Origin of the sequence: Chelativorans salis (assembly GCF_025336525.1) — a bacterium.
GTDB lineage: Bacteria > Pseudomonadota > Alphaproteobacteria > Rhizobiales > Rhizobiaceae > Chelativorans > Chelativorans salis.
The window spans coordinates 490,840-503,730 of the sequence record NZ_JAOCZP010000003.1 but is presented as its reverse complement, the minus strand read 5'-3'; the positions used below and the strand labels follow the sequence as shown (position 1 = coordinate 503,730).

Below are 12,891 nucleotides of genomic sequence, written 5' to 3'. Positions count from 1 at the left end.
AACGACGCGGTCACGCAGATGCCGATGCATCAGTCCCCCCTCGAATATGCCTTGGAGATGCTGCAGCGCGCCGTGGCACTTTTCTGCCTCGTCCAGGGCATCGGCTATTGGGTCAGGCTTCTGGGCTTCTTCGAGGGGCCGGAGTGGCGCTTCGACCTGATGCCGTTCTATTGGCAGGCGACGGCCGCCCCGCTCGCCGTCCTTTTTCCCTTTGCCGCGGTCGGACTCTGGATGCTGGCCTCCTGGGGACCGGTGGTCTGGTTTCTGTGCGCGGCCGCGGAAATTGTCATGTATGGCATCTTTCCTGAACTCTTCGGCACCTGGCTCTGGCTCATCGCTCTGCACGGCGCGGTTGCCGCCATCTATACCGGGCTGCGGGTCCTGCTTCATCTCGCCCGGCGCCGCGCCGAGCATTAACCGAAGTTAACGCCTTTTTAGCCCTAAATGCAGGGTTTCCTCTGTAAGGTGTTGTTAAGCCTGGCGTTTAAGTCGAATTTTAGGTGCATTCGATAGGGTTGCCTCCAAGGTGAAAACAAAAAACTCACCGGCGTCAAAACGAAAGGCACCAGTCATGATCAACACGCGATCCGCGACGCAGAAGACGTCTACCCATGAAGAGGGCGAGAACGGCCTGCGCTCCCTCTATCTCGAATCCCTGCAGCTCGTCGAGCGGCTGCACCGCCGCCTGCTCGACGTTATCAAGGACGAGTTCGAGCGCCAGGGGCGCAACGACATCAACGCGATCCAGGCGCTGCTTCTGTTCAACATCGGCGATGCCGAGTTGACGGCGGGCGAGCTGCGCACGCGCGGCTACTATCTGGGCTCCAACGTCTCATACAATCTCAAGAAGCTGGTTGACCAGGGCTTCGTCCACCACCAGCGCTCGCGCATCGACCGCCGCTCGGTCCGCATCAGCCTGACACCGAAGGGCCAGGAGATCGCCAAGGTCGTCTCCAAGCTCTACGACCGTCACATCGGCTCCATCGAGCAGGTCGGCGGCATCAAGGCGGACGAATTTCGCCAGATGAACCGCGCCCTGCAGCGGCTCGACCGTTTCTGGAACGACACCATCGCCTATCGCATGTGAGCAGTGCCGTTTTGACTGCTGGGGCGGCCGGCGCAGGCCGACCGGAATGGCTGGTATCCCTGACGGGGTGCCGGCCATTACCGTATTGTGATGGCCGTCCTGTCGTATGCATAAGCGCCACGTTAATAACATAATTGCGGTGGATTGGAGGACGGGACATCGCCGCTGCCAAGGCCGCATTCCGGCCGGAGAGGGCAAGTCGGTAACGCTTCGAGCGGCGCTTTGGCGAAAAATTAACGCTGTTTCGTGCACGTTCGAAAACCAGACAATCCGGGTTTTACGTCGAGGGTTCGGTAAACATGAAATCCAACCGCCGCCTTTTCCTTACCGGAGCCGGTGCCGCCGCGGCCGCCGCGGCCCTTGCAGGCTCCGCCAGGGCACAGAATGCTATCGACGCCATCATCAATTCCCCGCGACGGGGCAGCTGGGGTGACCAGTTCGATGCGCGGGCGACGGAAGGCGGCAAAATCTCATCCACCCAACCCATTCTGAGCCCGGAGACGGCGAGCAGTGTGGAGCGCGCCATCGCCCAGTATTCAGACATCGTCGGGCGCGGCGGCTGGCCGGTGGTGCCGGCCGCGAAGAAGCTGCAGCTCGGCGTCATCGACCCGGATGTGGAGATCCTGCGCCGCCGACTGATGATCTCGGGGGACCTGTCCACGCAGGCCGGCATGTCGCCTGCCTTCGATTCTTATGTCGATGCGGCGCTGAAACGCTTCCAGGCCCGCCACGGCCTGCCTGCCGACGGTGTTACCGGCCACTACACCTATTCCGCGCTCAACGTCTCAGCACCGATCCGTCTCGGCCAGTTGCAGACGAATCTCGGGCGCTTGCGCGAGCTGACGTCAAACCCTCTCGGCGCCCGCTTCGTGAACGTCAATATCCCGGCTGCCTCCATCGAGGCGGTGGAGAACAACCGCGTCTTCCTGCGCCACACAGCCGTCGTCGGCAAGATCGACCGGCAAACCCCGGTGCTCAGCTCCAATATCAACGAGATCATCCTCAACCCGTACTGGAACGCGCCGGTGTCCATTGTGAAGAAGGACATCATTCCGAAGATGCGCGAGGACCCCAGCTACCTGACGGATAACAATATCCGCCTGATCGCGCCCGACGGCACCGAGGTCAACCCGATGAACGTCGACTGGTCGACGGACGACGCGGCGAAGTACCGCTTTCGCCAGGATCCCGGCCGCATCAATGCCATGGCGACGGTGAAGATCAACTTCCCCAACGAGCATGCGGTCTACATGCACGACACGCCGCAGCAGCAGCTCTTCCGCGACCAGGAGCGCTTCCACTCCTCCGGCTGCGTGCGCGTGCAGAACGTGCGTGACCTGGTGACGTGGATCCTGCGCGGCACGCCCGGCTGGGATCGCCGCACGATCGAGACGACAATCCAGACCGAGGAAGACAAGCGCATTCCCGTCGCCGATCCGGTGCCGGTCTATTTCACTTATATCTCCGCCTGGTCGACGGGCGACGGTGTGGTGCACCTGCGCGACGACATCTACGGCCGCGACGGCCAGCAGGAGCTGCAGATTTCCACAGCGCTCTAAAAACGCTGCCGGAGATTTCTCTTCTCAGGCCGCTCCTTCGGGGCGGCCTTTCGCATTCCCGGCCTATCCGCGCCGCCGCATGTCGCCCACTATGTCGCACCCGCCCAAAAAATCGGCACAAGACGTGGTGACGGTCCCGGAAAAATGCTAAGGCCGCGCGGGTTCCGCCACGCATCATGAGCTTCCAGCGCAAGGGGTGACATCGCCATGGCACATGCGTCCGCCGCCATCGAGACGGAGACCTTCTTCTCCCGGCCGCTCGAGGAGACCGACCGCGACATCTTCAACGCGATCCGCAACGAACTCGGCCGCCAGCGCGACGAGATCCAGCTTATCGCCTCGGAAAACATCGTCTCCCGCGCGGTGATGGAAGCGCAGGGCACGGTGCTCACCAACAAATATGCCGAGGGTTATCCCGGCAAGCGCTATTATGGCGGCTGCGAGTTCGTCGACGTGGTGGAGGAGCTGGCGATTGCCCGCGCAAAGGAGCTCTTCGGCTGCAACTTCGCCAATGTGCAGCCCAACTCCGGCAGCCAGATGAACCAGGCGGTGTTCCTGGCGCTGCTGCAGCCGGGCGACACCTTCATGGGGCTCGACCTGAACTCCGGCGGCCACCTCACCCACGGCTCGCCCGTCAACATGTCCGGCAAATGGTTCAACGTCGTTTCCTACGGCGTGCGCCAGGACGACCACCTCCTCGACATGGACGAGGTGGAGCGGCTGGCGCACGAGAAGAAGCCAAAGCTGATCCTGGCCGGTGGAACCGCTTATTCGCGTATCTGGGATTGGAAGCGTTTTCGCGAGATCGCCGACAGTGTCGGCGCCTATCTGATGGTCGACATGGCGCATATCGCCGGCCTCGTGGCGGGCGACGCGCATCCATCGCCCTTGCCGCATGCCCATGTGGTGACGACCACCACGCACAAGTCGCTTCGCGGCCCGCGCGGTGGCATGATCCTGGCCAATGACGAGGCCATCGCCAAGAAGCTTAACTCCGCCGTCTTCCCCGGCCTGCAGGGCGGGCCGCTGATGCATGTCATCGCCGCCAAGGCGGTGGCGCTGGGCGAGGCGTTGCAGCCGGAGTTCAAGGCCTACGCCCACCAGGTGGTGGCGAACGCCCGGGCGCTTGCCGCGAGCTTGCAGAAAACGGGCCTTGATATCGTTTCCGGCGGCACGGATAACCATCTGATGCTGGTCGACCTGCGCCCCAAGAATGCCACGGGCAAGCGCGCTGAGGCAGCCCTTGGGCGGGCCAACATCACCTGCAATAAGAACGGCATTCCCTTCGACCCGGAAAAGCCCTTCGTTACCTCCGGCATTCGCCTGGGCACCCCCGCCGGCACGACTCGCGGTTTCGGCGTCGCCGAGTTCTCTCAGGTGGGGCATTTGATCGCCGAGGTGCTGGACGGGCTGAAAGCGGCTAATTCCGACGAGGGCAACCTGACCGTCGAGGAAGCGGTCAAGAACAAGGTCCAAGGTCTCCTCGACCGCTTTCCGCTCTACCCCTATCTGGGGTAAGGCTGGCGGCAAAGGCGATTCTGCCAAGCGAAGGCTGACATGCGCTGCCCATACTGCCAGTCCGAGGACACCCAGGTGAAGGATTCGCGGCCCGCCGAGGACGGCGCCGCCATCCGACGCCGCCGCGCCTGCCCAGATTGCGGCGGACGCTTCACCACCTTCGAGCGCGTGCAACTGCGCGATCTCGTGGTGGTCAAGCGCTCCGGCCGCAAGGTGCCGTTCGACCGCGACAAGCTGATGCGCTCCTTCGACATCGCGCTGAGGAAGCGTAACGTGGAGCCTGATCGCGTCGAGCGGGCGGTGACCGGGATCGTGCGCCAGCTCGAGAACTCGGGCGAGAGCGAGATTCCCTCCGACCAGATCGGCCTCGTGGTCATGGAGGCGCTGAAGTCGCTCGACGACGTCGCCTATGTCCGCTTCGCTTCCGTCTACCGGAATTTCCGGGAAGCGAAGGATTTTCAAGACGTGCTGGGCGAGCTCAAGGGCGAGCCAGACCTGGAGTGAGCGATGCCGGACAAGGGCGCTCCCACCCCGCCCGCGGGTCTTGAGGAGACCGACTGGCGCTTCATGGCTGCCGCCATCCGCCTTTCGCGCCGCCATCTCGGGCGGACGGTCACCAATCCTTCCGTTGCCACACTCATCGTTCGTGACGGCCATGTCGTCGGGCGCGCGGTGACGGCTGTCGGCGGCCGACCGCATGCCGAGACGCAGGCGCTCGAGGAGGCGGGGGCGTTGGCTCTCGGTGCGACCGCCTATGTGACGCTGGAACCCTGCGCCCATCACGGGCGCACACCGCCTTGCGCGGAGGCGCTGGTGACCGCCGGCGTGAAGCGCGTGGTGGGTGCTGCGAGCGACCCGGATCCACGCGTCAGCGGCAAGGGCTACGCCATTCTGCGCGACGCCGGCATCGAGGTCGTGGAGGGCGTGCTGGCCGACGAGGCTGCCGACCTGATGAAGGGATATCTCATACGGTCGTTGAAGAGGCGGCCGGAAGTGATTCTCAAGCTTGCCCTTTCCGCCGACGGCAAGATCGGCGTCGAGGGGGAGGGGCAGGTTCCGATCACCGCCGACACCGCCCGCCGGCAGGTGCACATGATGCGCGCCGAGGCCGACGCCATTCTTGTCGGCATCGGCACGGCGCTGGCCGACGACCCGGCGCTCACCTGCCGTCTACCGGGGCTGGAAGCGCGCTCGCCGGCGCGCATCGTGCTAGACCGCCGCCTGCGCCTGCCGCTTGGATCGAAGCTGGTTCAAAGCGCCCGCGAGGTGCCGCTCCTCCTCACCGCCGCAAGCGATGCCGAACCCGCGCGCCGCGCAGCGCTTGCCGATGCAGGCGCGGAGTTTTTTGCCGTCGAGACGGTCGACGGCCACATCGCCCTGCCGGAGCTCATGGACGACCTTGCCGCGCGCGGTATCTCCAGCCTGATTGTCGAGGGCGGTGCCTATACGGCCGAAGCCTTTCTGGCCGAAGGATTGGTCGACCGGCTCTGCCTGTTCGTCGGCCCCGGCGAAATCGGCCCACGCGGCATTGCATCGCCTGTCGGCCCCGACCATATCCCTCAAGGCTTCACCAAGCTCCGCGAAGCTCGCTTCGGCGACGACGGCTATTTCGAATATGCGAGGGCGGACTGATGTTTACGGGGATCGTCACGGATGTGGGAACGGTGCAGGCGGTCCGGCCCCTGCAGAAGGGCGCGCGGCTGCGCATCGAGACCAGTTACGATCCGGCGACCATCGATATCGGCGCCTCTATCGCCTGCGCCGGCGTATGCCTGACGGTGGTCGCGCTGCCGGAGGCGGGCTCCAACCGGCGCTGGTTCGAAGTGGAGGCGTGGGAGGAGGCGCTCCGGCTGACGACGGCCGCGAAATGGAGCGAGGGCACGCGGGTCAATCTGGAGCGGCCGCTGAAGGTCGGCGACGAACTGGGCGGCCACATCGTTTCCGGCCATGTGGACGGCATGGCGGAGATCGTCGGGCGGGAAGAGGAGGGCGAGGCGGTGCGCTTCGTGCTCGAGGCGCCGGCGGAGCTGGCGAAGTTCATTGCGCCGAAGGGCTCGGTGGCGCTCGACGGCACGTCGCTGACGGTCAACCGCGTCGACGGGAAGCGCTTCGACGTGCTTCTCATCCATCACTCGCTTGCCGTGACCACCTGGGGCGAGCGGCAGGTGGGGGATCGGGTGAATATCGAAGTGGACACGATGGCCCGCTATGCCGCACGCCTTGCGGAGGCGGGCAAAGAGGCCTAATGCACCGCTTCCCCATCATCGTCGGCGGAGACAAGAATGGCAACGAGCAATCCAAGAATCCTGATCGTCGAAGCGCGCTTCTACGACCATCTGGCTGACGGTCTTCTCGCCGGCGCCAAGGCGGCGCTTGAGGCGGCCGGCGCCAGCTATGACGTCGTCACAGTGCCGGGCGCACTGGAAGTTCCTCCGGCGGTTGCCTACGCGGTCTCGGCCGCCGCAAACGGGGCCGAGCCATATGACGGTTTCGTGGCGCTGGGTTGCGTGATCCGCGGCGAGACCTATCATTTCGATATCGTCGCCAACGAATCGAGCCGGGCGCTGATGGACCTTGCAGTGAAGCACTCGCTGGCGGTCGGCAACGGCATCCTGACGGTGGAGAACGAGGCGCAGGCGCTGGCCCGTGTCGAGAAGAGCGAGGGCACGAACGCCGGCGGCGGCAAGGGATATGACGCAGCGCAAGCGGCACTGCGCATGATTGAACTGAAAGAGCGATTGGGGGCCTGAAGTGGCGCATCCTGCTGGAGCCGGCGAGCCGGTCAACTTCCGTCCGGCCAACAAGCGGGGTGCCGCAAGGCTGGCCGCTGTGCAGGCGCTTTATCAGATGGACATCGGCGGCACCGGCCTTCTGGAGACGACGGCGGAGTACGAATCCTTCCGCCTCGGCAAGGAGGTAGACGGCGATCTTTACCGCGAGGCGGACCCGCAATGGTTTCGCGCCATCCTTGCCGGCGTGGTCGAGAACCAGAAGGCGATCGATCCGGTGATCCGCCGCTCGCTGCTGGAGGACTGGCCGCTCTCGCGCCTTGATTCGACGCTGCGCGCCATCCTGCGCGCCGGCGTCTACGAACTGACCATGCGGGCGGATGTGCCGGTCGCCGTCATCATCTCCGAATATGTCGACATCGCCAAGGCGTTCTACGACGAAGACGAGCCGAAGGTGGTCAACGCCGTGCTCGACCGCGTGGCGCGCGCCAGCCGTAAAGAGGGCAGGGGGAAAGACGTGTCGTGAGCGATGAGGCTCTCTACCGCGAGGCCAAGCGCACGGCACTGATTCTGGCCGCTGCGCAGGCCGTCGTCGGTGCCTCCGCGCCTATCGCCATCTCCATGGGCGGCCTCGCCGGAAGCTACCTCCTCGGCACGGACAAGTCACTCGCCACCGCACCCGTCACCGGCTTCAATGTCGGCGTGGCGCTCGCCGCGCTGCCGGCGGCGATGCTGATGCGGGTGGTCGGCCGACGCTATGGGCTGATCGCCGGGACCGGCGCCAATGCGCTGGGCGGTGCCGTGGCCGCCTTTGCCCTGTTCCAGGCCGATTTCTGGCTGTTCGCGTTCGGCCTGCTCCTGGTCGGCACCGGTACGGCCTTCACGCAGCAGTACCGCTTCGCTGCCGTCGACAACGCGCCGGCCGACTTCAAGCCGCGCGCCATCGCCTGGGTGTTGGGCGGCGGCATCTTCGCCGCCGTCATCGGGCCGCAGACGGCCATCCACATGCGTGAACTGTTCGCGCCCGTCATGTTCGCCGGGGCCTTCGTGGGGATCATCGGCTTTGCCGCCATCGGCGCCCTGATCCTGTCGCTGCTTCGCCTGCCCAAGGACGCGCCGTCGGCGGCACTCGACGACCATCAGCCGGCACGGCCGCTCACCGAGATCATGGCGCAGCCGCGTTTCCTCGTCGCGCTCCTGTGCGGCGTCAGTTCCTTCGCGCTGATGAGTTTCGTGATGACGGGTGCGCCGCTGGCCATGGTGGGCTGCGGTTTTTCGCCTGACGAGGCGACCCTCGGCATTTCCTGGCACGTGATGGCGATGTTCGCGCCGAGCTTCTTCACCGGCCATCTCATCGCGCGATTCGGCAAGGAGCGGATTGTTGCGACGGGGCTCGCGCTTCTCATCGGCTGCGGACTGGTGGCGCTGTCGGGCATTGAGCTTTGGCAGTTCTGGCTGGCGCTGATTCTTCTCGGCGTCGGGTGGAACTTCGGCTTCATCGGCGCCACGGCCATGGTGGCCGACTGCTATCATCTCTCGGAGAAGAACAAGGTGCAGGGCGTGCACGACCTCTTGCTTTTCTCCACCGTCGCCTTCGCCTCGCTCATGTCCGGCCGCGTCTACAACGCCTTCGGCTGGGATATGCTGAACTGGGTGATCTTCCCCGTGGCCGGCGCCTGTCTGGCAACGCTGGCTTTCCTGGCGCTGCGGCGGGCGCGCAGGGCGCGTGTGGTTTGACGCGCGTATTGGTGAGGCGCGCTCCCATCAACATAACTCCCACTAAGTGCTTGACGCCGCGCGGTGTCTTTCACAAAGTCGCGCCCTGGGTCGCGGCGCTTTTCGTCGCGGCCTTTCTCTAGGCCCGGGAGGGGTTCCAGCGGGCCGAAATCAAAGGGATTAATTGGCAATGACCATGCTTTACGTCGTCATCGCCTGCGGCCTGCTTTCTGTCCTTTACGCCATCTGGGCGACGCAATCGGTCCTTGCGGCCGATCAGGGCAATGCGCGCATGCAGGAAATCGCCGGTGCCATTCGGGAGGGTGCACAGGCCTATCTTACGCGTCAGTACACGACCATCGCCATCGTTGGCGTCGTCGTCTTTGTGATCGCCTGGTGGCTTCTGACCGCCGCCGCGGCCGTCGGCTTTCTGATCGGGGCGGTTCTTTCGGGTGCTGCGGGCTTCATCGGCATGCACGTTTCCGTGCGTGCCAATGTACGCACCGCGCAGGCGGCTTCCAACAGCCTCGCCGCGGGCCTCGACATCGCCTTCAAGTCCGGTGCCATCACCGGCCTTCTGGTCGCCGGCCTGGCGCTGCTCGGCTTGTCGGTCTATTTTTGGGTGCTGACGGGACCGATGGGCTATGGGCCGACGGACCGCACGGTCATCGATGCGCTTGTCGCGCTCGGCTTCGGCGCCTCGCTGATCTCCATCTTCGCGCGTCTGGGCGGCGGCATCTTCACCAAGGGTGCGGATGTCGGCGGCGATCTCGTGGGCAAGGTGGAGGCGGGCATTCCCGAGGACGACCCGCGCAATCCCGCGACGATCGCCGACAATGTGGGCGACAATGTCGGCGACTGCGCCGGCATGGCGGCCGACCTCTTTGAAACCTATGTGGTGACCGTCGTGGCCACCATGGTGCTCGCCTCCATCTTCTTCACGGGGGCGACGGCGGTGACGCTGATGCTGTTCCCGCTGGTCATCGGCGCGGCCTGCGTGGTGACCTCGATCGCCGGCACCTTCTTCGTCAAGCTCGGCTCCAACAATTCCATCATGGGCGCGCTCTACAAGGGTTTCTGGGCCACGGCAGTGCTTTCCATCGTCGCGCTGGCGCTGATCGTCTGGCTGTGGCTCGGCGGCTCGACCGAGTTCTCGCCCAACAATGGCGGCGGTGCCTTCACGGGAGCGCAGCTGTTTTTCTGCGGCGTCGTCGGCCTGGCGGTGACCGGGCTTATCATCTGGATTACCGAATACTATACGGGCGTCGGCTTCCGCCCCGTGCGCTCCATCGCCCAGGCCTCGGTCACCGGCCACGGCACCAACGTCATCCAGGGCCTAGCCGTGTCGCTGGAAGCGACGGCGCTGCCGGCGCTGGTCATCATCGCCGGTATCCTGTTGAGCTATATGCTCGCCGGCCTCTTCGGCATCGCCATCGCCGTCACCACGATGCTGGCGCTGGCCGGCATGGTGGTGGCGCTCGACGCCTTCGGCCCGGTCACGGACAACGCCGGCGGCATCGCCGAGATGGCGGATCTGCCGGCCGAGGTGCGCCGGACGACGGATGCGCTGGATGCCGTCGGCAACACCACCAAGGCTGTGACCAAGGGCTACGCCATCGGTTCGGCCGGCCTCGGCGCGCTGGTGCTGTTCGCGGCCTATACGGAGGACCTGCGGTTCTTCGCCGCCAATGCGGAGCCGGGGTCCTTCTTCGAGGGCGTGACGGTCGATTTCGCGCTGTCCAACCCCTATGTGGTCGTCGGCCTCCTGTTCGGCGGTCTTCTGCCGTTTCTGTTCGGCGGTCTGTCGATGACGGCCGTCGGCCGCGCCGGTGGCGCTATCGTCGAGGAGGTGCGCCGGCAGTTCCGCGAGAAGCCGGGCATCATGCAGGGCAAGGAGAAGCCGGACTATAGCCGTGCCGTGGACCTTCTGACCAAGGCGGCGATCAAGGAGATGATCATGCCGTCGCTCCTGCCGGTGCTCTCGCCGCTCGTCGTCTTCGCTGTCATCTACCTGATCGGCGGCAAGAACGAGGCCTTCGCCTCCGTCGGCGCCATGCTTTTGGGCGTTATCGTAACGGGGCTCTTCGTCGCCATCTCAATGACGGCCGGCGGCGGCGCTTGGGACAACGCCAAAAAGTCCTTCGAGGACGGCTTTGTCGACAAGGACGGCGTCAAGCACGAGAAGGGCTCCGAGGCGCACAAGGCTTCCGTCACCGGCGATACGGTGGGTGATCCCTACAAGGACACCGCCGGCCCAGCGGTGAACCCGATGATCAAGATTACCAACATCATCGCGCTGTTGCTGCTGGCGGTGCTGGCGCACTGAGGCAGACCGGCCAACGGAAAAAGGCCCGCGGAGGCGACTCCGCGGGCCTTTCTTATGAACTAGAGCCGTCTTCTCGACGACGATGCGCCTACCGCGCTCCCAGCGGGTTCGAGGGCGGGCCGCCGCGGGCAACGCCGGCGATCATCTGGGTGAGGAAGTTCTGGTCTTTGCCGCCGGTCGGCGTGGTGCGCGTGACGAAATCGAACAGCTTGCCGTCCTGCATGCCATAGTGAGCGACTTGCGTGACGCGCTGGTCGTCGCCGAAATACACCGCCAGCACCTGCTGGTCGACAAGTTTCGGCTTCATGAAGGCGGCGTTTCGCACGCGCTTCTGCGAAATGTAATAGAAGACCTCGCTGTCGAAGGTCGCCGTGGTGGATGGCGTGCCGAGCGCCAGGAGCACCTGCTCGCGGCTGGAGCCCACCGGCACCAGCTCCAGCGCCTGCTCGTCAATGACGTAGCCCTGGGTGAACGTCTCGCGTGTGTTCAGCGTCGAGGCGGTGTTGCATCCCGAAAGCGCCAGCGCACTGCCGCCGAGGGCGGCGGCGAGGACGTACCGACAGGCATGGTTGGTCTTGATTTTCCGCACCTGCAACGACATCTCCTTTACACGATTGCACCGGACTGGACCGGCCGTCACCTTGCACGCGACGGCAAAACCGGTAAACCAGCTTGCGCGCCGATGCAACCAGAGCCCGCCGCGGGCTCCGGTGCGATATGCGATCCGAACCAGCCTGAAGGAGGGCGATCCCCATGTTCCAGTGGCTTTCCGGCGCGCGCCGGCGCAGCCGCCGCCGCGTCGTGGACGCTCTCTACGGGGAAATCGTGGCAGCGGCACGGCGGCCGCAGCTTTATTCCGACTGGCAGGTGCCGGACACGCCGCTCGGACGTTTCGAGATGATGTCCCTGCATTTCTTCCTGCTTCTGCATCGCTTGCGCGGCAAGGAAGGTGCGCTGAAAGAGATTGCGCAGGAACTGACGGATCATTTCTTCCTGGAAGTGGACCATTCGCTGCGCGAGCTGGGCGTCGGTGATCTCGGCGTGCCGAAGCGGATAAAGAAGCTTGCCCGCATGTTCTACGGTCGCCTCTCGGTCTATGGCGCCGCCGTGGATGCCGGCGACGAGACGGCGCTTGCTAGCGCCCTGAAGCGGAACATTGCGCCCGACAGGACGGTATGGATTGAGGCGGCCGCCCTTGCCGCCTATACGCTGGATGCCCACGAAGCGCTTCAGGCGCTTTCGGATGAGGATCTGCAGGCCGGCAGGCTGCGCTTCGCGCCCCTGCCGGAGGAAGGGATGGACGATGGCTGATCCGGTTCGCACACAAAGCCCTGTCTCCTATCAGCTTCAGGTCAACCGCCTCCCGCAGAAGGGAACGACGGTGGCGATCGAGGCCGATGCGGCGCAGCGCGCCGCTCTTGCCGATGCGCACGATCTGCTTTCGGTCCAGCGCTTCTATGCCGAGCTCGCGGTGCGGCCCTGGAAAGGCGACGGCGTGCGTGTGACGGGCCGTGTCGAGGCCGATATCACGCAGGCTTGCGTGGTGACGCTGGAGCCGCTCGTGGCGCGAATCGACGAGGAGGTCTCGGCGCTTTTCGTGCCCGAGGGCTCGCGGCTTGCACGCGCCGACTATGAAAGCGGCGAAATCGTCGTCGAAGCGGAGGGCGAGGATCTGCCCGAAGCCTTCACCGGCGACAGGATCGATCTCGGCGCGCTCGCGGAGGAGTTTTTCGCCCTCGGCATCGACCCTTACCCCAGGAAGAGCACCGCCGCGCTCGACCTTCCGGCCGAGGAGGAAGGAAAGGAGGAGGGGTCCGGTCCCCTCCACGAAGGGCTCAAGAAGCTGCGTGAAAAGGGTTGAATTTGCACGAAAACGTTTGGAATCGAGGTTGTGCAGCCGTGCAAAAACGCTATTTTCGCCGCACTTTGCGTAGGGCCCATCCGCTCAACAACCGA

The 12,891-nt window shown here is 65.0% G+C and carries 14 protein-coding genes; 13 read left to right on the top strand and 1 reads right to left on the bottom strand.

From position 1 onward, the window contains the following. Positions 1 to 18: 18 nt before the first annotated feature. The 11 genes from N5A92_RS12545 to N5A92_RS12495 all read left to right on the top strand — a co-directional run bounded on the left by N5A92_RS12545 (position 19) and on the right by N5A92_RS12495 (position 10,935). Positions 19 to 417: a DUF6163 family protein gene (locus N5A92_RS12545; RefSeq protein WP_425248576.1), complete on the top strand. Its 399-nt coding sequence runs from the start codon at positions 19 to 21 to the stop codon at positions 415 to 417. A gap of 154 nt (positions 418 to 571) precedes the next feature. Then, a complete protein-coding gene (gene ldtR / locus N5A92_RS12540; RefSeq protein ID WP_260903121.1) occupies positions 572 to 1,087 on the top strand; it encodes a transcriptional regulator LdtR in 516 nt (171 codons plus the stop codon). Positions 1,088 to 1,386: 299 nt separating this feature from the next. After that, positions 1,387 to 2,646 carry a L,D-transpeptidase family protein gene (locus N5A92_RS12535; RefSeq protein WP_260903118.1) on the top strand — a complete coding sequence of 420 codons (1,260 nt, stop codon included), beginning with the start codon at positions 1,387 to 1,389 and terminating at the stop codon, positions 2,644 to 2,646. Between the two features lie 207 nt (positions 2,647 to 2,853). Beyond that, the gene (gene glyA, locus N5A92_RS12530; RefSeq protein WP_260903117.1) at positions 2,854 to 4,164 is read left to right on the top strand and encodes a serine hydroxymethyltransferase; all 1,311 of its coding nucleotides are present in this window, start codon (positions 2,854 to 2,856) and stop codon (positions 4,162 to 4,164) included. Between the two features lie 39 nt (positions 4,165 to 4,203). Further along, entirely contained in the window at positions 4,204 to 4,668 is a 465-nt protein-coding gene (nrdR, locus tag N5A92_RS12525) for a transcriptional regulator NrdR (RefSeq protein WP_260903116.1), read from the top strand. A 3-nt stretch (positions 4,669 to 4,671) separates the two neighbouring features. Further along, positions 4,672 to 5,796: a bifunctional diaminohydroxyphosphoribosylaminopyrimidine deaminase/5-amino-6-(5-phosphoribosylamino)uracil reductase RibD gene (ribD, locus tag N5A92_RS12520; RefSeq protein WP_260903115.1), complete on the top strand. Its 1,125-nt coding sequence runs from the start codon at positions 4,672 to 4,674 to the stop codon at positions 5,794 to 5,796. Beyond that, a complete protein-coding gene (locus tag N5A92_RS12515) occupies positions 5,796 to 6,410 on the top strand; it encodes a riboflavin synthase (protein WP_260903114.1) in 615 nt (204 codons plus the stop codon). The genes ribD and N5A92_RS12515 overlap by 1 nt, the downstream gene beginning before the upstream one ends. A 36-nt stretch (positions 6,411 to 6,446) precedes the next feature. After that, complete coding sequence (ribH, locus tag N5A92_RS12510) at positions 6,447 to 6,914, top strand: 6,7-dimethyl-8-ribityllumazine synthase (RefSeq protein WP_260903112.1); 468 nt, start codon at positions 6,447 to 6,449, stop codon at positions 6,912 to 6,914. 1 nt (position 6,915) lies between these two features. Further along, positions 6,916 to 7,419: a transcription antitermination factor NusB gene (gene nusB / locus N5A92_RS12505; protein ID WP_260903111.1), complete on the top strand. Its 504-nt coding sequence runs from the start codon at positions 6,916 to 6,918 to the stop codon at positions 7,417 to 7,419. After that, positions 7,416 to 8,630: an MFS transporter gene (locus N5A92_RS12500; protein WP_260903109.1), complete on the top strand. Its 1,215-nt coding sequence runs from the start codon at positions 7,416 to 7,418 to the stop codon at positions 8,628 to 8,630. Before nusB ends, N5A92_RS12500 begins: the two co-directional genes overlap by 4 nt. Positions 8,631 to 8,799: 169 nt before the next feature. Next, positions 8,800 to 10,935 (top strand): sodium-translocating pyrophosphatase, encoded by a 2,136-nt coding sequence (locus N5A92_RS12495; RefSeq protein WP_260903107.1) that lies wholly within the window; start codon positions 8,800 to 8,802, stop codon positions 10,933 to 10,935. Positions 10,936 to 11,023: 88 nt separating this feature from the next. On the opposite strand, the gene N5A92_RS12490 is transcribed toward N5A92_RS12495, so the two are convergent. Continuing rightward, positions 11,024 to 11,536, bottom strand: coding sequence for an outer membrane protein assembly factor BamE (locus tag N5A92_RS12490; RefSeq protein ID WP_260903104.1), 513 nt, complete (start codon positions 11,534 to 11,536; stop codon positions 11,024 to 11,026). Positions 11,537 to 11,688: 152 nt separating this feature from the next. Here N5A92_RS12490 and N5A92_RS12485 point away from each other — a divergent pair, with 152 nt between their 5' ends. Together N5A92_RS12485 and N5A92_RS12480 are read left to right on the top strand one after the other, a co-directional pair. Next, a complete protein-coding gene (locus N5A92_RS12485; RefSeq protein ID WP_260903101.1) occupies positions 11,689 to 12,246 on the top strand; it encodes a ubiquinol-cytochrome C chaperone family protein in 558 nt (185 codons plus the stop codon). Beyond that, entirely contained in the window at positions 12,239 to 12,796 is a 558-nt protein-coding gene (locus N5A92_RS12480; RefSeq protein ID WP_260903098.1) for a YceD family protein, read from the top strand. The genes N5A92_RS12485 and N5A92_RS12480 overlap by 8 nt, the downstream gene beginning before the upstream one ends. Positions 12,797 to 12,891: the final 95 nt, after the last annotated feature.